The organism is Pseudomonas sp. SDO524_S393, from assembly GCF_054071875.1.
Genome location: NZ_JBSVVZ010000015.1, coordinates 1 through 19,428 on the forward strand (window position 1 = coordinate 1; position 19,428 = coordinate 19,428).

The 19,428-nt window shown below is 61.9% G+C and carries 17 protein-coding genes; 6 read left to right on the forward strand and 11 right to left on the reverse strand.

Annotated features, from left to right (window positions below):
- The first annotated feature begins 352 nt into the window (after positions 1–352).
- Complete coding sequence (gene betT / locus ACW9IB_RS08990) at positions 353–2,314, forward strand: choline transporter BetT (RefSeq protein ID WP_457366398.1); 1,962 nt, start codon at positions 353–355, stop codon at positions 2,312–2,314.
- Between the two features lie 3 nt (positions 2,315–2,317).
- Here the strand turns inward: betT and ACW9IB_RS08995 are convergent, their stop codons facing one another.
- The 4 genes from ACW9IB_RS08995 to ACW9IB_RS09010 form a co-directional block, all read right to left on the reverse strand.
- Positions 2,318–2,566: a hypothetical protein gene (locus ACW9IB_RS08995; RefSeq protein ID WP_457413298.1), complete on the reverse strand. Its 249-nt coding sequence runs from the start codon at positions 2,564–2,566 to the stop codon at positions 2,318–2,320.
- A gap of 148 nt (positions 2,567–2,714) precedes the next feature.
- Positions 2,715–3,167 carry a DoxX family protein gene (locus tag ACW9IB_RS09000; protein ID WP_457413300.1) on the reverse strand — a complete coding sequence of 151 codons (453 nt, stop codon included), beginning with the start codon at positions 3,165–3,167 and terminating at the stop codon, positions 2,715–2,717.
- Positions 3,168–3,183: 16 nt separating this feature from the next.
- A complete protein-coding gene (locus ACW9IB_RS09005) occupies positions 3,184–4,080 on the reverse strand; it encodes an SDR family oxidoreductase (RefSeq protein ID WP_457413302.1) in 897 nt (298 codons plus the stop codon).
- 21 nt (positions 4,081–4,101) lie between these two features.
- Entirely contained in the window at positions 4,102–4,833 is a 732-nt protein-coding gene (locus ACW9IB_RS09010; RefSeq protein WP_457366309.1) for an SDR family oxidoreductase, read from the reverse strand.
- A gap of 128 nt (positions 4,834–4,961) precedes the next feature.
- Here ACW9IB_RS09010 and ACW9IB_RS09015 point away from each other — a divergent pair, with 128 nt between their 5' ends.
- The 3 genes from ACW9IB_RS09015 to mgrA all read left to right on the forward strand — a co-directional run bounded on the left by ACW9IB_RS09015 (position 4,962) and on the right by mgrA (position 8,489).
- Positions 4,962–5,852 (forward strand): LysR family transcriptional regulator, encoded by an 891-nt coding sequence (locus ACW9IB_RS09015; RefSeq protein WP_457366310.1) that lies wholly within the window; start codon positions 4,962–4,964, stop codon positions 5,850–5,852.
- A 140-nt stretch (positions 5,853–5,992) separates the two neighbouring features.
- Positions 5,993–7,342 carry an OprD family outer membrane porin gene (locus tag ACW9IB_RS09020; protein ID WP_457366311.1) on the forward strand — a complete coding sequence of 450 codons (1,350 nt, stop codon included), beginning with the start codon at positions 5,993–5,995 and terminating at the stop codon, positions 7,340–7,342.
- A 109-nt stretch (positions 7,343–7,451) separates the two neighbouring features.
- On the forward strand, positions 7,452–8,489 hold the full coding sequence (mgrA, locus tag ACW9IB_RS09025) for an L-glyceraldehyde 3-phosphate reductase (RefSeq protein WP_457366312.1): 1,038 nt from the start codon (positions 7,452–7,454) through the stop codon (positions 8,487–8,489).
- A gap of 155 nt (positions 8,490–8,644) precedes the next feature.
- Here mgrA and tauD read toward each other — a convergent pair whose 3' ends face one another.
- The 7 genes from tauD to ACW9IB_RS09060 form a co-directional block, all read right to left on the reverse strand.
- Positions 8,645–9,481 (reverse strand): taurine dioxygenase, encoded by an 837-nt coding sequence (gene tauD, locus ACW9IB_RS09030; RefSeq protein WP_457413304.1) that lies wholly within the window; start codon positions 9,479–9,481, stop codon positions 8,645–8,647.
- 11 nt (positions 9,482–9,492) lie between these two features.
- The gene (gene tauC, locus ACW9IB_RS09035) at positions 9,493–10,329 is read right to left on the reverse strand and encodes a taurine ABC transporter permease TauC (protein ID WP_457413305.1); all 837 of its coding nucleotides are present in this window, start codon (positions 10,327–10,329) and stop codon (positions 9,493–9,495) included.
- Complete coding sequence (gene tauB / locus ACW9IB_RS09040; RefSeq protein ID WP_457413307.1) at positions 10,326–11,105, reverse strand: taurine ABC transporter ATP-binding subunit; 780 nt, start codon at positions 11,103–11,105, stop codon at positions 10,326–10,328. The genes tauC and tauB overlap by 4 nt, the downstream gene beginning before the upstream one ends.
- Positions 11,106–11,121: 16 nt before the next feature.
- The gene (gene tauA, locus ACW9IB_RS09045; protein ID WP_457366316.1) at positions 11,122–12,099 is read right to left on the reverse strand and encodes a taurine ABC transporter substrate-binding protein; all 978 of its coding nucleotides are present in this window, start codon (positions 12,097–12,099) and stop codon (positions 11,122–11,124) included.
- Positions 12,100–12,354: 255 nt separating this feature from the next.
- Complete coding sequence (gene gshA / locus ACW9IB_RS09050) at positions 12,355–13,938, reverse strand: glutamate--cysteine ligase (RefSeq protein ID WP_457366317.1); 1,584 nt, start codon at positions 13,936–13,938, stop codon at positions 12,355–12,357.
- Positions 13,939–14,153: 215 nt separating this feature from the next.
- Entirely contained in the window at positions 14,154–14,537 is a 384-nt protein-coding gene (locus tag ACW9IB_RS09055) for a PaaI family thioesterase (protein WP_457366318.1), read from the reverse strand.
- Positions 14,537–16,861 (reverse strand): Tex family protein, encoded by a 2,325-nt coding sequence (locus ACW9IB_RS09060; protein ID WP_457413309.1) that lies wholly within the window; start codon positions 16,859–16,861, stop codon positions 14,537–14,539. The genes ACW9IB_RS09055 and ACW9IB_RS09060 overlap by 1 nt, the downstream gene beginning before the upstream one ends.
- Positions 16,862–17,217: 356 nt before the next feature.
- Between ACW9IB_RS09060 and ompR the strand changes: the two genes are divergently transcribed.
- Both ompR and ACW9IB_RS09070 read left to right on the forward strand, forming a co-directional pair.
- Positions 17,218–17,958, forward strand: a complete 741-nt coding sequence (gene ompR / locus ACW9IB_RS09065) for an osmolarity response regulator transcription factor OmpR (RefSeq protein ID WP_015373500.1) — start codon at positions 17,218–17,220, stop codon at positions 17,956–17,958.
- A 117-nt stretch (positions 17,959–18,075) separates the two neighbouring features.
- Positions 18,076–19,389 (forward strand): ATP-binding protein, encoded by a 1,314-nt coding sequence (locus ACW9IB_RS09070; protein ID WP_457366399.1) that lies wholly within the window; start codon positions 18,076–18,078, stop codon positions 19,387–19,389.
- Positions 19,390–19,428: the final 39 nt, after the last annotated feature.

Sequence of the window (19,428 nt, forward strand, 5' to 3'; positions counted from 1 at the left end):
GCGGTCTTTCAGCCAGTGATGTGCTGACTGATCCAGCGCTATCGCAGGCAAGCCAGCTCCCACAAGTTTGTGAGCGTTTCACACCGAAGTCGCTGAACGATTTGCCATCCTGATCCGTCATACCCTTCCTTGAGCTAGTGTAGGAATTACCTACCACTCAGCCCTGCGATTAGTCCAAAACCGCCCATCCATGTTTAACTTGAATGCTCGTTCAAGTTAAATCGGTGGTTCGCTGCCCGCTCACAACAGGAGGCTTACCTTTGCTGAGTCCGTTATTTACAGCCCCATTTCCCACCCCCGGGGTGCATCGTTCATGAGTGCATCGTCTACCCCTTCCAGCGGCCTGGTGCGCATGAATGCACCGGTGTTTTACTTCGCCGCCACGCTGATTCTGCTGTTCGGCGTTACGGTCATCGCGATTCCACAGCAGGCCGGTGCCTGGCTGTTGGCCGCGCAAAACTGGGCGGCCAACACGGTCGGCTGGTACTACATGCTGGCGATGACCCTGTATCTGGTCTTCGTGGTGGTCACCGCGTTATCGGGCTACGGCAAGATAAAACTCGGTGCCGACCACGACGAGCCCGAATTCAGTTACCTGTCCTGGGCCGGCATGCTGTTCGCCGCCGGGATCAGCATCACGCTGTTTTTCTTTTGCGTGTCCGAGCCTTTGACCCACCTGGTGCAGCCGCCCCAAGGTGCGCCGATGACCGCCGAAGCGGCGCGCCAGGGCATGCAGATTCTGTTTCTGCACTGGGGCCTGCATGGCTGGGGTGTGTTTGCGTTTGTCGGCATGGCCCTGGCGTATTTCGCCTACCGGCATAATCTGCCGCTGGCGTTGCGTTCGGCGTTGTACCCGCTGATCGGCAAGCGCATCAACGGGCCCATCGGTTATGCGGTGGATGGCTTCGGCATCATTGCCACGGTGTTCGGTCTGGGGGCCGACATGGGCTTCGGCGTGCTGCACCTCAACTCCGGTCTCGATTACCTGTTCGGCGTGGCGCACACCCAGTGGATTCAGGTCGGCCTGATCACGCTGATGATGGGCGCGGCGATCCTGGTGGCCGTTTCCGGGGTCGACAAGGGCGTACGGGTGATGTCCGACATCAACATGCTGCTGGCCTGCGCGTTGTTGCTGTTCGTGCTGTTCGCCGGGCCCACCCAGCATTTGCTCAACACCCTGATCCAAAACCTGGGCGACTACCTCGGCGCGCTGCCGACCAAAAGCTTCGACGTCTACGCCTATGACAAACCCAGCGACTGGCTGGGCAGTTGGACGGTGTTCTACTGGGCCTGGTGGATCGCGTGGTCGCCGTTCGTGGGCCTGTTCATCGCGCGTATTTCCCGAGGCCGGACCATCCGCGAGTTTGTGTTCGGCGTGTTGCTGATCCCGTTGGGTTTCACCCTGGCGTGGATGTCGATCTTCGGCAACAGCGCCATCGATCAGGTGCTCAACCATGGCCTGGTCGCGCTGGGCCAATCGGCCATTGACGATCCGTCGATGAGTCTTTATCTGCTGCTGGAAACCTACCCGTGGAGCAAGACGGTCATCGCCGTCACAGTGTTTATCAGCTTCGTGTTTTTCGTGACGTCGGCCGACTCCGGCACCGTGGTGCTGTCGACGCTATCGTCGAAGGGCGGCAACGCCGACGAAGACGGGCCGAAGTGGTTGCGGGTGTTCTGGGGCGCGATGACCGCGCTGGTCACCAGTGCGCTGTTGTTCGCGGGCAGCATCGACTCGCTCAAGTCTGCGGTGGTGCTGACTTCGCTTCCGTTCTCGATGATTCTGCTGCTGATGATGTGGGGACTGCACAAGGCGTTCTATCTGGAGTCGCAGAAGCAGATTGCCCAATTGCATTCGCTGGCGCCGATTTCTGCGGCGCGCAAGGGGCGTGGTGGCTGGCGTCAGCGTCTGAGCCAGGCAGTGCATTTTCCGTCGCGGGATGAGGTGTACCGTTTCCTCGATTCGACGGTGCGTCCGGCAATCGAAGAGGTGACGGCGGTGTTTGTCGAGAAGGGCCTGAATGTGATCACACAGCCCGACCCGGCCAATGACAGCGTCAGCCTGGAAATCGGCCACGGCGAGGAGCATCCGTTCGTGTATCAGGTGCAAATGCGCGGTTACTTCACGCCGTCGTTCGCCCGGGGCGGCATGGGTTCCAAAGAGATCAACAACCGCCGTTACTACCGTGCGGAAGTGCACTTGAGCGAGGGCAGCCAGGACTATGACCTGGTGGGCTACACCAAGGAGCAGATCATCAACGACATCCTCGATCAGTACGAGCGGCACTTGCAGTTTCTGCACCTGGTGCGGTGAGGCTCAGGCCCTGATGAACAGGGCCAGCGCCACCAGTGGCGTGCCGAACACCACGCTGCCGATCACCAACTCCGTCATCAGGGGCTGGCCGGCGGTGATCACGCCCACCGCGCCGTTGACCACCGCCGCCACCAGCCAGATGCCGACAAAACTATAGGCCAGCCCATTGCGGCTCACGCCGAGCTTCTGCCCGATAAACAGCATCAGCGTCAGCAGGATCAGGCCTGCGGTGATCACCAGGGTTGTGTGCATTTTCAAAGCTCCTTGCCTAGGCTCTGTACGAAAAGCCTTGATACTCGGTGATGCTGCGTTGAAAGCAGCCTCGGAATGCTCATTTACAATCCGTAAACTCCGCTTCCTCGGCTGCTTTCGCCTTGCCTGACCTTCGTCTCAAGACTTTTCATACAGACCCTAATGCCCGGTCGAGCGAATAACGCTCCGCGCCACGAAACGCCAGGTAGAACGATAGCAGCGCCATCAACACCGGGTATTCGATGCCACGGTCGATCCACGGCCAGGTCGGGCCCAGCAACCAGGCGATGGTCAGCATCTGCACGGTGATCAGCGCGGCGATCAGGCGTGTGCCCAGGCCGATGATCAACAGCAGCCCGCCGCCGGCTTCGAGCAAGGCCACCAGCAGCCCGATCAGCTCGGGCTCCGGTAGATGCAGGCGGTTCTGGATCAGGTTGATCGAGGCCGCCATGGGATCCGCCATCGACCCGTGGGCGGTGCCCAGCAGCTTGGGCAGGCCGTGGGTCACCATGATCACCCCGAAGCCTGCGCGCAACAGCGCGAAGGCCAGGGGCTCGGCGAGGCGGTAGAGCGGAGCGAGTGCAGGGATCAGCAGCTTCATCGCACGCCTCCATTGATCACTGAGTGACCGGCTTGAGCAAGTCTTGCAGGCCGACTTTCCAGAACAGCTCGGCACGCACGCGGTCGGCCACGCCGTTGACGATTTCGCAGCCGTCTTCAGAGGGGTCGATATGCCGCCGGAAAGGCCGGGTGCCGAACGGCAGGTCGACGATCTCGACGATGGCCTTGGCCACTTCACCCACATCCGCATCGGCCGGTTCCAGGGCCGCAAGACCTTGCAGCGCGGCGTCCGCCACGCCGGCGTAAGGGCCGTCCTGGTACTCGCTCACGCGCGGCTGGTCGGCAGGTTTGCCGGAGTGGGCGAAGTGGTTGGTGCCTTTGGTGAACGCGCCCGGCACGATGATCGAGGTTTCGATGCCCCAGCGCGTCAGCTCACTGGCATAGGACACTGCCAGGGAATCCATCGCCGCCTTGGCCGCGAAGTACGGTGCCAGAAACGGCGGGGTGCCGCCCCGGGCACTGCTCGAAGACACCCACACCACCAGGCCCTTGCCCTGCTTGCGCAGGTACGGCAGCGCCGCGCGGTTGACCCGTTGGGTACTCAATACGTTGATGTCGTACAGCTGGGCGAACTGCTCGGGTGTGAAAGCTTCGGCCGGGCCGAAGGACATGTGCCCGGCATTGTGGATGATCACATCCAGGCGTCCGCACTCGGCGACCACCTTGGCCACGCCGGCGTCCACGGACTCGCTGGAAGCGACGTCCAGCTCGACGCTGCGCAGGTCCACTTGATGTTCTTCGGCATAGCGCTGCACCTCGGCCACCTGCGGCGCGTTGCGCCCTTCGGTTTCACGCATGCTGGCGTATACCGTGTGGCCGGCATTGGCCAGGGCACGGGCAGTGAGTGCACCAAAACCACTGGATGCGCCGGTAATCAAGACGATCGATTTCATGGGGTTGTCCTCCAAGGGGTTTCAGACCAGGCCGCCGTTCGCGCGCAGGATTTGCCCGTTGATCCAGCTACCGGCCGGGCTCACCAGGAACGACACCACACGAGCGATATCTTCAGGTTGGCCCAGGCGCTCCAGGGGCGGCATCTTGGCCATGGTCTGGATCTGTTCTTCGCTTTTGCCATGCAGGAACAGCTCGGTGGCGACAGGGCCCGGGGCGACGGCGTTGACGGTAATGCGACGGCCACGCATCTCTTTGGAAAACACCTGGGTCAGGGATTCCACCGCTGCCTTGCTGGCGATGTACACGGCGTAGCCGGGGAAGTTCAGGCCCACGGTGCTGCTGGAGAAGTTGACGATGCGCCCGCCGTCATTCAGGCGAGTGGCGGCTTCGCGCAGGGCGTTGAATGTGCCACGGGTGTGGATCTCGAAATTCTGGTCGTAGAGTTCGTCGCTGTGCTGGGCCAGGGGCAGCGCCTTGAGGATGCCGGCGTTGTTGATCAGCACGTCGACCTTGCCCAGCTGGGTTTCGGTCTCGTCGAACAGACGCTTGATATCGGCGGGTTTGGCGACGTCGCCTTGAATCGCTATGGCTTGGTGGCCGGCCTGACGCAGTTCCACCACCAGTTTCGACGCTTCAGTGGCGCTGCTGGCGTAGTTGATGGCCACGGCGTAACCGTCGGCGGCCAGTTGTTTGGCGATCACAGCGCCGATACCGCGGGAAGCGCCAGTGATAATTGCGACTTGACGAGTCATGGTGTGAAGTCCTCGGGGGTAGTGACTGGGTGTGGAAGCAGATTCACATGTTTACCCAGGCCGATAAATGCGCCAGAGTTGCCTTGACTGTTCAATAATCGCCAACAATCAAAGGGAAGGAGTGCAGCGTGGATCAAGTCAAAGCGATGAAGGTGTTTGTGCGCATTTACGAGCGCTCAAGCTTCACTCTAGCTGCGGATGACCTGAACCTGCCGCGCGCGACGCTCACCCATACCCTCAACCAGTTCGAAGCCTGGCTGGGCACGCGTTTGCTGGAGCGCAGCACCCGCCGCGTGCGCCCGACCCTGGATGGCGAGGCGTATTACCAGCGATGTGTGCAATTGTTGGCGGAATTGGAAGAGGCCGAACTGGCGTTTCGCACGGTCGCGCCCAAGGGCCGTCTGCGGGTGGACGTGCATGGCGCGCTGGCCCGGTATTTTCTGATCCCGGCGCTGCCGGAATTCATGGCGCGTTTCCCGGAGATCGAGTTGTCGATCAGCGAAGCCGACCGTTTTGTCGACCTGATTGCCGAAGGGGTCGATTGTGTATTGCGCGCAGGCAGCCTGGGCGACTCCACGTTGATCGGTCGGCGCGTGGCGACCTTGCGCCAAGTGACCTGCGCCAGCGCCTCTTACCTGCGCAAATACGGCGAGCCCAAAAGCCTGGCGGAGCTGAGTGGGCACCGTGCGGTGAATTACGTTTCGCGCACGGCCACCAAGCTGTTTCCGTTCGAGTTCATGGTGGACGGGCAGTTGCGCGAGATGAGTATTCCGGGTGCGTTGTCGGTATTTGGCGCGCAGATTTACTCCGCCAGCGCAGTCGCCGGATTGGGGATTATCCAGTGCCCGCATTACCGCATGGCCGAGTTGATCGAGCAGGGTGTGATGCGCGAAATCCTCACCGATACACCGCCGCCGCCCATGCCGGTGTCGGTGCTTTACCCGCACAACCGACACATGTCGCCGAGGGTGCGGGTGTTTGTCGATTGGCTGGCCGAAGTCTTCGAAAAAGCCCGCTAACCCGCGTAGTTAAAGGCTTTCTTAAAGTTAATTTCATTCGGTGGGGCGCCGTTTTGACGCGCAACTGTCATCTGGCCACTGCGTAATTGTGTGAAGCGTTTGACGCTTTCATTTCAGAACAGTGACGGAGACCGGTACCAATGAAGACGTTTTTAAGCCCCGTGGTGGGTGCCGCCATGGCGAGCTTTATGCTGTCTGCCCACGCCGATTTTATCGACGACAGCCACGCCGATGTGACCCTGCTCAATCGCTATCTCAACCAGCAGGGGCGTGATGTGGTGAACAGCAATGCCAAGGCCCACAGCATTCGGGATTGGGGCCAGGGGTTCGAGTTCAACTTCAAGTCCGGCTACACCGAGGGGCCCGTCGGTTTTGGCTTGGACCTGCAAGCGTTCTACGGTTTGAAACTGGATTCCGGCGGCGATCTCAACGACCACGATCACCAGGGCCGCTACCCCGGCAGCATGTTCCCGCTGCACAACGGCAAGTCGGTCGATCAGTTCGGCGTGCTGAGCCCGACCTTCAAGATGCACTTCGCCCAGGACGAGTTGCGCGTCGGCACGCTCTACGGCAATAACCCGGTGCTGGCCAACACCGATGGCCGCCTGTACCAGCAGACCAACACCGGTGTGCAACTGGTGTCCAAGGACCTCACCGACTTCACCTTCACCGGTGGCGATATCTTCAAGACCAAGATTCGCAACGAAACCGGCGACCAGGGCATGATCACCGCCGGCGGCACCAAAGAGAGCGATCGCTTCCTGTTCGGCGGGGCGGATTACACCGGTATCCAGAACACTACCGTGAGCCTGTGGTACTCCAACCTCGAAGATTATTACCAGCAGTTCTTCCTGGGGGCCAAACACCATGACGCCTTGCCGGTCGGCGCCCTCGACACCGATATCCGGGTGTTCCGCAGCCTGGGTGTGGGCGGCAACGCCGACGGCGACAAAGACTTCGCGGCGGCCGGCTTGTACGGCGACGGCACGGGCAAAGGCCGCATCAACCAGACCACCGCGAGTTTGCTCGAGAGCTACAGCCTGGACGGTCACACCATCGGCCTTGGCATCCAGAAAAACAGCGGCGACAGCGACTTCCCGTACCTGGATTCTGGCTTGAACAGCGGCGATAACCGCCAGGGCCCGGGGTCGGGCGCCGACACTCCAGCGCTGACCAACATGCAGTTGAATAAATTTCAACACGCCGGTGAGCGCACATGGCTTGCACAGTACAAGTATGACTTCGGTAAGCTGGGGCTCACGGGCCTGTCGTTCTCGGCGGCCTATGCCCACGGTGATGACATCCGCACCGCGCAGGGCACCACCAGCGAGTGGGAACGCAACATTGCCGTGGCGTATCAGGTACCGACCGGCAGTCTCAAAGGCCTGGGCGTGACCTGGAAAAATGCCCATGCGAGCCCGGACATCACCGGTGCCACCGTACAAGACGAAAATCGCCTCTATGTCAGCTATGTCGTTCCACTCTGGTAGGAAATTGCTGTAGAACGGAACGGCATACTTAAGCGATTCAGCTGCTTGAAAGGCCCGGGAATAAGCTTATTTCCGGGCCTTATTTGCCCTAAGTTCAAGAGAGGATTCGATGACTTACATTGCTGCCGAAAACCGCTATGAATCTATTCCTTACCGCCGCGTAGGCCGCAGTGGGCTGGTGCTACCCGCACTGTCCCTGGGCCTGTGGCACAACTTTGGCGACAGCACTCCGATCGACACCCAGCGCGCGCTGTTGCGCACGGCGTTTGATCTGGGAATCAACCACTTCGACCTGGCCAACAACTACGGCCCGCCCTACGGCAGCGCCGAGACCAATTTCGGTCGCCTGCTGCGCGAGGACTTCAAGCACTACCGCGACGAACTGATCATCTCCAGCAAAGCCGGCTGGGACATGTGGCCGGGCCCTTATGGCCAGGGCGGCGGTTCGCGCAAATACATCCTGGCGAGCCTGGATCAGAGCTTGCAACGCATGGGCCTGGACTATGTGGATATTTTCTATTCGCACCGGTTTGACCCCGACACTCCACTGGAGGAAACCGCCGGTGCCCTCGCCACTGCCGTGCAACAGGGCAAGGCGTTGTACATCGGGATCTCGTCGTATTCGGGGGTGAAAACCCGCGAAATCGCTGCGCTGCTCCAGGAGTGGAAAGTACCGTTGCTGATCCATCAGCCGGCCTACAACCTGCTCAACCGTTGGGTGGAGAAAGACCTGCTGGACACCACCGACGAACTCGGTGCCGGGGTGATCGCCTTTACGCCGCTGGCTCAGGGCGTGCTGACCGACAAGTACCTCAACGGCGTACCAGCCGACTCGCGAGTGAATCGCCCGGGGGGTGGCTCGTTGCAGGCCAAGCACCTGTCCGAGGCCAACATCGCCCACGCTCGCGCGCTGAACGAAATCGCCAAGCGTCGCGGCCAAAGCCTGGCCCAACTGGCCCTGGCCTGGACCCTGCGTGACCCACGGGTAACCAGCGCACTGATCGGCGCGAGCCGGCCCGAGCAGATCATCGAAAACGTCGGAGCCCTGAAGAACTTGAGCTTCAGCGCAGAAGAACTGGCGGAAATCGATGGGTACGCGAAGGAAGGCGGGATCAACTTGTGGGAAAAGCCGTCTACGGCTGAATAAAAAGGGCGTACGCGGTCAATGTGGGAGCGGCGGTGCGACGATTCGACTTGCCCGCGATGCGGGCGCCTCGGTGTGGCAGTTAGACCGTGGTGATGCTATCGCAGGCAAGCCAGCTCCCACACAAGCCGGCTCCTACAGTTGATTTTCTGTGTGGCTTAGAAGGGTACGTCGCCCAAGATGGTCGCCCGGTGCATCACCCGCCGTTGCGGCCGGTAGTCATCCACCGCGTAGTGCTGGGTCACGCGGTTGTCCCAGAACGCCACGTCGTTTTCCTGCCAGCGCCAGCGAATGGTGAATTCCGGTCGGGTCGCGTGGGCGAACAGCAATTTGAGAATCGCCTCGCTTTCCGCCGGTTCCAGTTCGTTGATCTTGGTGGTGAAACCATCGCTGACGAACAACGATTTACGCCCACTCACCGGATGGGTGCGCACCACCGGGTGTGAGAGCGGTGGGTTCTTTTTGCGGGTCTCTTCCCAGCGCGCCAGGTCTTCGGCGGTGTTGCCAAAGCGTTCCAGCGGGAACGACTTGGTGAAGTCGTGGGTCGCCGTCAAACCCTCGAGCAAGCGTTTCAACGGCTCGGACAGTGCCTCATAGGCCGCGATCCCGCTGGCCCACAAGGTGTCGCCGCCAAACGCCGGCAGCAGCTTGGCGCTGAGCACCGCGCCGAGGGCCGGGGTGGGCAGGAACGTCACGTCGGTGTGCCACACGGCGTTGTCGCGCACGTCGGTGACGGCGGTGTCGAGGATCAGTACTTCGGGCTGTTCCGGCACGTTGGGGTAGATCGGGTGAATGTGCAGATCACCGAAGTTCGCCGCAAACCGCGCCTGTTGCTGCGGGTTGATGGCCTGGCCGCGGAAGAACAGCACCGAGTGTGTCAGCAGCGCCTGTTCGATGGCGTCGCGCTCCTCGGTGTTCAGCGCTTGCGTGATGTCGACGCCACTGATCTGGGCGCCCAGGGCGGTGCTTATTGGGGTAACGATCAAGCTGTTCATGCGGTTCTCACTCAGTGTGCCTGGCCATGCCACGGCACCAGTTTGCGCTGCAGGGCGCGCAGGCCCATTTCCATGGCGAAGGCGATCAGGGCGATCACCAGGATCCCCAGCACGACCACGTCGGTGACCAGAAACTGCGCTGCCGACTGCACCATAAAGCCCAGACCGCTGGTGGCGGCGATCAGCTCGGCGGCGACCAGTGTCGACCAGCCCACTCCCAGGCCGATACGGATACCGGTGAGGATGTCGGGCAGGGCGCTCGGCAGGATCACATGGCGAATCAACTGGGCGCGGGTGGCCCCCAGCGATTGCGCCGCGCGCAGCTTGGCGGGGTCGACCGTGCGCACGCCGGTCGCGGTGGCGATGGCGATCGGCGCGAAGATCGCGAGGTAGATCAGCAGCACTTTGGACAGCTCGCCGATGCCACACCAGATCACGATCAGCGGCAGATAGGCCAGCGGCGGGATCGGGCGGTAGAACTCGATCAGCGGGTCGAGAATGCCCCGGGCGACACGGTTGGAGCCGATGGCAATGCCGACGGGTACGGCGGTCAGCACTGCAAAGCCCAGGCCCAGGCCGATGCGGCCAAGGCTGGCGCCCAGGTGTTGCCACAGGGTGGAGTCCATATAACCCGAAGTCGCCAGCAACCAGCCTTTTTGCAGCACGGCGGCGGGCGGCGGCAGGAACAGCGGTTCGATCAGACCGGTGGCGGTCACGGCCCACCAGAGGGCCAGCAGTGCGATCAAGGTCAGCACGCTGATCCAGCGCGTGCTCAGGCTGCGACGCACCGGGATCACTGCGTATGCCACCGGCTTGGCGACGGTGGCGGGGAGTTCGTAGCTGCTCATGCGGACACCTGCCGTTGGGAGAACACTTTGCCCAGCACGTGTTCACGGGTTTCGATAAAGCGCGGGTCGGACTTGATCGCTCGCGCCGACTCGCCGGCGGCGTAGCGTTGGCCGAAGTCCAGGCTCAGGCGCTCGACGATCTGGCCCGGGTTGGGCGCCAGCAGAATCAGGTCGGTGGCGAGGAACACCGCTTCTTCGATGTCGTGGGTAATCAGGAACACCGGCTTGGCCGTGCGCCGCCAGACTTGCAGCAACAGCTCCTGCATCTGCTCGCGGGTAAACGCATCGAGGGCGCCGAAGGGTTCGTCCATCAGCAGTACGCGAGGGTCGGCCGCCAGGGCGCGAGCCAGGCCGACACGTTGCTTCTGGCCGCCGGAAAGTTGCCAGATGCGACGGCTGTCGAAGCCGGCCAGGTCGACCAGCGCGAGCATTTCCCGGGCGCGCACGTCACGTTGCGCCTTGGTCACGCCAGCCAGCTCAAGGCCGAAGGCGACATTGGCCAATACGTCCTGCCAGGGCAGCAGCGCATCGTCCTGGAACACCACGCCGCGTTCGGCGCTGGGGCCTTTGACCGGCACGCCATCAAGTGTGATGCGCCCGGCAGAGGGTTCGACAAAGCCGGCAATCAGGTTCAACAGCGAAGTCTTGCCACTGCCGGACGGGCCGAGGGCCACCAGCAATTGCTGGGGCCCCAGGTCGAGTGAAATGTCTGACAGTACCGGTTCTGTGGCGCCTGGGTACTGTGCGCTGATGCGCTCCAGCTGTAGCAAGGCCATCGCGATGAACTCCTGATCAGTTAGTAATGAACTTGGCGCTGACGTAAGGGGCGTAGTCCGGCAGAACGGCTTCGACCTTGCCTTGTTCCTTGAGGAACGCAGCGGTATCGGTCACGGCCTTGGTGGTGGGTGCACCCAGCAGGGTCACCTGGTCTGCGGCCAGCGGGTAGACGTTGCCTTGCAGCAGCAACGGGATGTCGCTGGCCTTGGCGCCGGAGAGTTTCACCAGTTTGTCGACGTTGCCTTTGTCGGCGATCCAGGCCTGTGGGTCTTTGCGATAGGCGGCGTAGGCGTCCAGGGTGACTTTGGCGAAGGCGGTGACGATTTCCGGGTGTTTCTCGGCGAAATCCTTACGCACGATCCAGGCGTCGAAGGTCGGCGCGCCGAACTTGGCCAGTTCGCCGGAAGTGATCAGCACTTTGCCGTTTTCCTTGGCGACGCCCAAAGCCGGATCCCACACGTAAGTGGCATCGATATCACCGCGCTTCCAGGCGGCGATGATGGCCGGTGGCGCGAGGTTGAGGATGGTCACTTTCGACGGGTCGATGTTCCAGTGTTTCAGCGCGGCCAGCAGGCTGTAGTGGCCGGTGGAGACGAACGGTACCGCGACTTTCTTGCCGATCAGGTCCTGCGGGCTGTTGATGCCGGAACCGTTGCGCGCCACCAGGGCTTCGGCGCCGCCGATCTGGGTAGCGACGAGGAAGGTTTCCACCGGTACCTTGCGGGTAATGGCAGCGGTCAGCGGGCTGGAGCCGAGGTAGCCGATCTGCACATCACCGGACGCGATGGCGGCGATGATGTCGGCGCCGTTGTCGAATTTGCGCCAGTCGATCTTGGCGTTGGTCGCTTTTTCGTAGGCCCCGTCGGCCTGGGCCACTTTGGCCGGGTCCACGGTGGTCTGGTAAGCGATGGTCACATCCGCCGCCTGGGCAAACAGGCTGGCACCGGCCAGGGACAATGCGGCCAGCAGGCGCAGAGGGGTTAACAGTTTCAAGGGGAAGCTCCTCAATCAGGCGGCCGAGGATCGGCGTGTGAGGAGACTAAATGATCTAAGAATTCGAAAATAAATAACATTTTCGAATTAGCTTATGAGGAGAACAGTGAAAGCTGATCTTCAGGCCGGGAGAGCAAATGTGGGAGCTGGCTTGCCTGCGATAGCATCACCGGGGTATCACAGATACACCGAGTTGTTTGCATCGCAGGCAAGCCAGCTCCCACACAAGCCAAGCCTCACAGCGGGCGTCAGGCTTTAGTTGCTGATGGCCAGGATGCTGGCCTGGTACGACCCGACAAACACATCGAAATCACCGACTTCGTTCTGCTCCAGCTCCGCCTGTTGCGCCAGTGACGTGCGCGCCAAGGCTTCAAAGCGCGCCTGCTCTTCGGCCGCCAGTGGTTCCTTGCGGAAATGCTCGGCGTGCACTTGGCTCTGGTGCAGGGAAAACTGCGCAAAACTCTGTTTGCGCTCGGCCATCGCCGCCAGCACCTGGGCCGACGGGGTCAGGGACGCATCCTTGACCTTCGCCAGCTGGGCATCCAGGGCCTGGCTGTGTTCGGTGATGCCGTGACTTTCATCCAGCAGGGCGGCCAGCGGGGCAATCCGTTCCAGCAGCTCGGTGGCCCATTCCTTCATGTCCACCGGCTGGCCGTTGCGTTGCAATTGCAGGCCGGGGCGGCGACCTTCCTTGACCACACTGAGGAAGTTGGAGGTGGCATTGCCGCATTCGTTGTCGGCGAACAATGGGCTGTCGTTCAGCGCGCAGTACAGCAGGAAGGCGTCGAGGAAGCGTGACTCCGTCAGGTCGATGCCCATCGGCAGGAACGGGTTGATGTCCAGGCAACGCACTTCGATGTACTGAATGCCACGGGCCATCAGCGCCTGGATGGGCCGCTCGCCGGTGTAAGTCACACGTTTGGGGCGGATGTTCGAGTAGTACTCGTTTTCGATCTGCAGGATGTTGGTGTTGAGCTGTACCCACTCGCCGTCCTTGTGCGTGCCGACTTCGACGTAAGGCGCGTAGGGCGTTGCCACCGCTTTGCGCAGGCTGTCGGTATAGCTGTTCAAATCGTTGTAGCACGGCGTGAGGCCGGCCTGGGCGTTGCTCTGGTAACCCAGGTCGCTCATGCGCAGGCTGGTGGCGTACGGCAGATACAGGGTGTCGGCGTCCAGCGTGTCGAGCTGATGCGCGCGACCGCGCAGGAAGCCCGCGTCCAGGGCCGGCGAGGCACCGAACAGGTACATGAGCAACCAGCTGTAGCGGCGGAAGTTGCGGATCAGCGCGATGTAGGCATTGGACTGGTAGTCGCGGTCAGTGCCGACGAACCCTTCCGTCTCCTTGAGCAATGGCCACAGCTCTTCCGGCAACGAGAAGTTGTAGTGGATCCCGGCGATGCACTGCATGGTCTTGCCGTAACGCAGGGCGAGGCCCTTGCGATACACATACTTGAGCTGCCCGATGTTGGAGGTGCCGTAGTAGGCGATCGGGATGTCTTCCTCGGCCGGCAACGGGCACGGCATCGAGGGGCTCCAGAGGTACTCGCTGCCCAGTTTGGTGTAGGCAAAGCGATGGATCTTGTCCAGGCTGCTCAGGGTATCGGCCGGGTTGGGCAGGGCGGGAGTGATGAACTCCAGCAGCGATTCCGAGTAGTCGGTGGTGATCTGTTCATGGGTCAACGCGGCGCCCAGGGCTTCAGGGTGCGGCGTTTGCGCCAGCCGACCTTCGCCGGTGACACGCAGGCATTCACGCTCGATGCCGTGCAGGCACTGCTCCAGCAGGGAGAGGTGTTCGCGCTTGCCGAGCAGGGCCAGGCGGCGGTTGAGAAGTTCGCTCAAGTTGGATTCCTTCACGCGTCAGTCGCCCCAATATGGGGGTGGGCAGGACGGTCTACAAGGGTGAAGTTGAAACTGGCGTTATCGCCTGGTTTTCGAGCCGGTTTGTCTGGCTCTGAAAGTGCCGACTTCAGTCCCTGAATCTGGCTATCGCGCTGGAAGAAATTTCCGACGCCGCTTTCGCAGCGCCGAAATTAACTCAAATCGAGGGCGGGGAGCTATAGGACAGCGAAGGTGCCTTGTGCTTTTGCGACCAGTTTTTCGTCCTGGTACACGTCCGCTTCGACCACCAGCGTGCGCCTGCCGGCGTGAACCACTCGGCTGGTGCACAACACCTCGCCGTCTTGCACGGCGCGGATGTAGTTGATTTTGCACTCGATGGTCGCGCTCTGCTGGTCAAACCCGTGGGAACTGGAACAGGCCAGCCCCATCGTGATGTCCACCAGGCTGAAAATCGCCCCGCCGTGGAGCTTGCCCGCGCGGTTGCGCAGCTTCGGCTCCAGGGTGAGGGCCACCTCGGCAACGCCTTCTTCCAGGCGCTGCAGGCGGCAGCCGATCAATTCGCTGAACGCGCTCTGGGTCAAGCCGGCCGGCATTTCCATCAGCGTTTCTTCAACTGTTTGGCGTTGGCGAACAACGACGCCATGGCGTTGTTGCTCGGTGCTGCGGTGGTGGTCTCCTTGCGCGGCGCATTGCCCTGGGACTGGCGGGGCGCCGAGCCTGGACGTGCACCGCGCGCGCCGTCGATTTTTTCACCGGGCGTATCGCTCATGCGCATCGACAGGCCGACGCGTTTGCGCGGAATATCGACTTCCATGACCTTGACCTTGACCACGTCACCGGCTTTCACCGCTTCGCGAGGATCTTTGATGAACTTCTCCGATAGCGCGGAGATGTGCACCAGACCGTCCTGATGCACGCCGATGTCCACAAAAGCGCCGAAGTTGGTCACGTTGGTGACCACGCCTTCGAGGATCATGCCCGGTTGCAGGTCCTTGAGGTCTTCGACGCCTTCCTGGAACTCGGCGGTCTTGAACTCGGGGCGCGGGTCGCGGCCGGGTTTTTCAAGTTCTTGAAGAATGTCGGTGATGGTCGGCACGCCGAAGGTTTCGTCGGTGTACTTCTTTGGGTCCAGGCGCTTGAGGAACGCGGCATCGCCAATCAGCGAGCGAATGTCCCGGTCGGTCTCGGCGGCGATGCGCTGCACCAGCGGGTAGGCTTCCGGGTGAACCGCCGAAGCGTCCAGCGGGTTGTCGCCGTTCATCACCCGCAGGAAGCCGGCGGCCTGTTCGAAGGTTTTTTCACCCAGGCGTGCGACTTTTTTCAGCGCGGCGCGGGTTTTGAAGGCGCCGTTTTCGTCACGGTGGGTAACGATGTTCTGCGCCAGGGTGGCGTTGAGGCCGGAGATACGCGCCAGCAGCGCCACGGAGGCGGTGTTCACGTCCACGCCCACGGCGTTCACGCAGTCTTCCACCACCGCATCCAGGCCGCGTGCCAGCTTCAGTTGCGACACGTCGTGCTGGTACTGGCCGACACCGATGGATTTCGGATCGATCTTCACCAGCTCGGCCAGCGGGTCCTGCAGGCGGCGGGCAATGGACACCGCGCCACGGATCGACACGTCGAGGTCCGGGAACTCCTTGGAGGCCAGTTCCGACGCCGAGTACACCGATGCGCCAGCTTCGGAGACCATGACCTTGGTCATTTTCATGGCGGGGTATTTCTTGATCAGTTCGGCGGCCAGCTTGTCGGTCTCGCGGCTGGCGGTGCCGTTGCCGATGGCGATCAGGTCCACGGCGTGCTTGGCGCACAACGCGGCCAGGATCGCGAGGGTCTGGTCCCACTTGTTGTGCGGCACGTGGGGGTACACGGTGGCGTGGTCCAGCAGCTTGCCGGTGGCGTCGACCACGGCGACTTTGCAGCCGGTGCGCAGGCCCGGGTCGAGACCCAGGGTCGCACGCGGACCGGCCGGGGCGGCCAGCAGCAGGTCGTGCAGGTTGTGGGCGAACACGTTGATCGCCTCGGTTTCGGCGCCGTCGCGCAGCTCGCCAAGCAGGTCGGTTTCCAGGTGGGTGTAGAGCTTGACCTTCCAGGTCCAGCGCACCACTTCGCCCAGCCACTTGTCCGCAGGGCGGTTCTGGTTCTGGATGCCGACGTGCTGGCCGATCATGCCTTCGCACGGGTGCAGGGTGCCCGGCAGTTCATCGCCAACCTTCAGCGCGGAGCTGAGAATGCCTTCGTTGCGGCCACGGAAAATGGCGAGCGCGCGGTGGGACGGCATGCTCTTGAGCGGTTCGTCGTGCTCGAAGTAATCACGGAACTTGGCGCCTTCTTCCTCTTTGCCGGCGATGACGCGGGCGCTGAGGGTGGCTTCGTGCTTGAGGTAGGTGCGCAGTTTTTCCAGCAGGCTGGCGTCTTCGGCGAAGCGCTCCATGAGGATGTACTTGGCGCCTTCGAGGGCGGCCTTGACATCGGCGACGCCTTTTTCGGCATCGATGAAGCGTGCGGCTTCGGTTTCCGGGGCCAGCGAAGGATCGTTGAACAGGCCATCGGCCAGCTCGCCGAGGCCGGCTTCCAGGGCGATCTGGCCCTTGGTGCGACGCTTCTGTTTGTACGGCAGGTAGAGGTCTTCGAGGCGCGTCTTGGTATCGGCGAGCTTGATGTCGCGTTCGAGTGCCGGGGTCAGCTTGCCCTGTTCCTCGATGCTGGCGAGGATGCTGATGCGCCGTTCGTCGAGTTCTCGCAGGTAGCGCAGGCGCTCTTCCAGGTGACGCAGTTGGGTGTCGTCGAGGCTGCCGGTCACTTCTTTTCGGTAACGGGCGATGAAGGGCACCGTGGAGCCTTCATCCAGTAGAGCGACGGCCGCTTCGACCTGTTGTGGGCGTACACCGAGTTCCTCGGCGATGCGGCTGTTGATGCTGTCCATAAAACCACCTGAAATTCTTGAAAGCAGCTCGCAGGCCCGGAAAACAAGGCCCGGCAAGGCTGGTTGAGCGGCCCGACTGGCGCCGCTGCCTGGGTCAAGAGGCAGCCTATTGACCCTCGAAATAGAAAAAATCACGACAAGCGGGTGAAAAAAGCCTGGCAGTAAACGGTAACGAACTGGCGTTGCCCTGCACGAAGGCGCCGCATTATAACCAGCGTTCTGCCCTTGAGGGGTACTGCGCCAGAGGTTGCGGGACGCGGGTTCGCTGGCAGTAGAGGAAAAATCTGCTAACAATGCACACGGTGCGTATAACGGCAGCTACGCCATAATGCGCGCCGAGATAAGAGGAGCATCCAATGAGCAGCACTGCACAAACTGCTGAAGGCGAAAAAATTCTCATCGTTGATGACGATCCGGGGCTGAGCAGCCTGCTGGAGCGTTTTTTCAACTCCAAGGGCTACCGTGCCCGCGCGGTGCCGAATACCGAGCAGATGGACCGCCTGTTGGGGCGTGAAGTCTTCAATCTGGTCGTGCTCGACCTGATGCTGCCCGGCGAAGACGGCCTGACCGCCTGCAAACGCCTGCGTGGCGCAAACAACCAGATTCCCATCATCATGCTGACCGCCAAGGGCGATGAGCTGAGCCGCATCAAGGGCCTCGAGCTGGGTGCTGACGACTACCTGGCCAAACCGTTCAACCCGGACGAGTTGATGGCACGGGTCAAGGCGGTACTGCGTCGCCAGGCACCGCCGGTACCGGGCGCACCTGGCAGCGAAGATGAAAGCGTCACCTTCGGCGACTACGAGCTGTCGTTGGCCACCCGTGAACTCAAGCGTGGCGATGAAGTGCACATGCTGACCACCGGCGAGTTCGCGGTACTCAAGGCCCTGGTGATGAACGCTCGCCAGCCGCTGACCCGCGACAAGCTGATGAACCTGGCCCGTGGTCGTGAGTGGGATGCGCTGGAGCGTTCCATCGATGTGCAGATCTCCCGTCTGCGCCGGATGATCGAACCGGATCCGTCCAAGCCACGGTACATCCAGACCGTATGGGGCGTGGGTTATGTGTTCGTGCCGGATGGCACTGCCACCAAGTGACCGATGATTGGCAGGAGCGGACATCCTTGGGTCGCGCCCCATAAGGGTCGACGGGATGTCCGGCGTCTGCAATCCTGCGAGCGCCGCTCGTTCCTGCCAGGTGTCTAGTTGTCTTCTATGAAAACCCCGCTGTGGTTCCCTCAAAGCTTTTTCTCACGCACCCTTTGGCTGGTGCTGATCGTCGTTCTGTTTTCCAAGGCGCTGACCCTGGTTTATCTGTTGATGAACGAAGACGTGCTGGTGGACCGGCAATACAGTCACGGCGTCGCATTGACGCTGCGCGCCTATTGGGCGGCCGACCCCGAGAACCGCGAGAAGATCGCCAAGGCCGCCACGCTGGTGCGGGTGGCGGGCGCAGGCGTGCCCGAGGGCGAACAGCACTGGCCCTACAGCGAAATCTACCAACGCCAGATGCAGGCCGAGCTGGGTGAAGACACCGAGGTGCGGTTGCGCATGCATGTGTCACCTGCCCTGTGGGTGCGGGCACCGAGCCTGGGTGAAGACTGGCTGAAAGTGCCGTTGTACCCGCACCCGTTGCGAGGACAGAAGATCTGGAACGTGCTGGGCTGGTTCCTGGCGATCGGGTTGCTGTCGACGGCGTCGGCGTGGATCTTCGTGCGTCAGCTCAACCAGCCGCTCAAGCGCCTGGTGTTTGCCGCCCGCCAGCTGGGGCAGGGGCGCAGCGTGCGCCTGCCGATCAGCGATACGCCCAGTGAGATGACCGAAGTGTATGGCGCATTCAACCAGATGGCGGAAGACGTCGAACAGGCCGGTCGCGAGCGGGAGTTGATGCTGGCGGGAGTTTCCCACGACCTGCGTACGCCGTTGACGCGCCTGCGTCTGTCCCTGGAGTTGATGGGCAATCACACTGACCTGACCGACGACATGGTTCGCGACATCGAGGACATGGATGCAATTCTCGACCAGTTCCTGGCGTTTATCCGCGATGGTCGTGACGAAGTGGTGGAGGAGGTCGATCTCACGGACCTGGTGCGTGAAGTGGTAGCGCCCTACAACCAGGGCGGCGAACAGGTGCGCATGCGCCTGGAGCCAATCCAGCCGTTTGCCTTGCGCCGGGTATCGATGAAGCGCCTGCTCAATAACCTGATTGGAAATGCCCTGCACCATGCCGGCTCCGATGTGGAGGTGGCGGCGTATGTGTCTGGCGACAGTGCTGCGCCGTACGTGGTGTTGAGTGTGATGGACCGGGGCGCCGGCATTGACCCTGCCGAGTTGGAAGGCATCTTCAACCCCTTTACCCGGGGTGATCGAGCCCGGGGTGGCAAGGGCACTGGCCTGGGGTTGGCGATTGTGCGGCGGATCGCTTCGATGCATGGCGGCAATGTCGAGTTGCGCAATCGCGAAGAAGGTGGCCTGGAGGCGAGGGTACGTTTGCCGCTCGGGCTGATGTTGCCCAGAGACGCGGTCTAACAATCACAGCAAATCAAATGTGGGAGCAGGCAAGCCAGC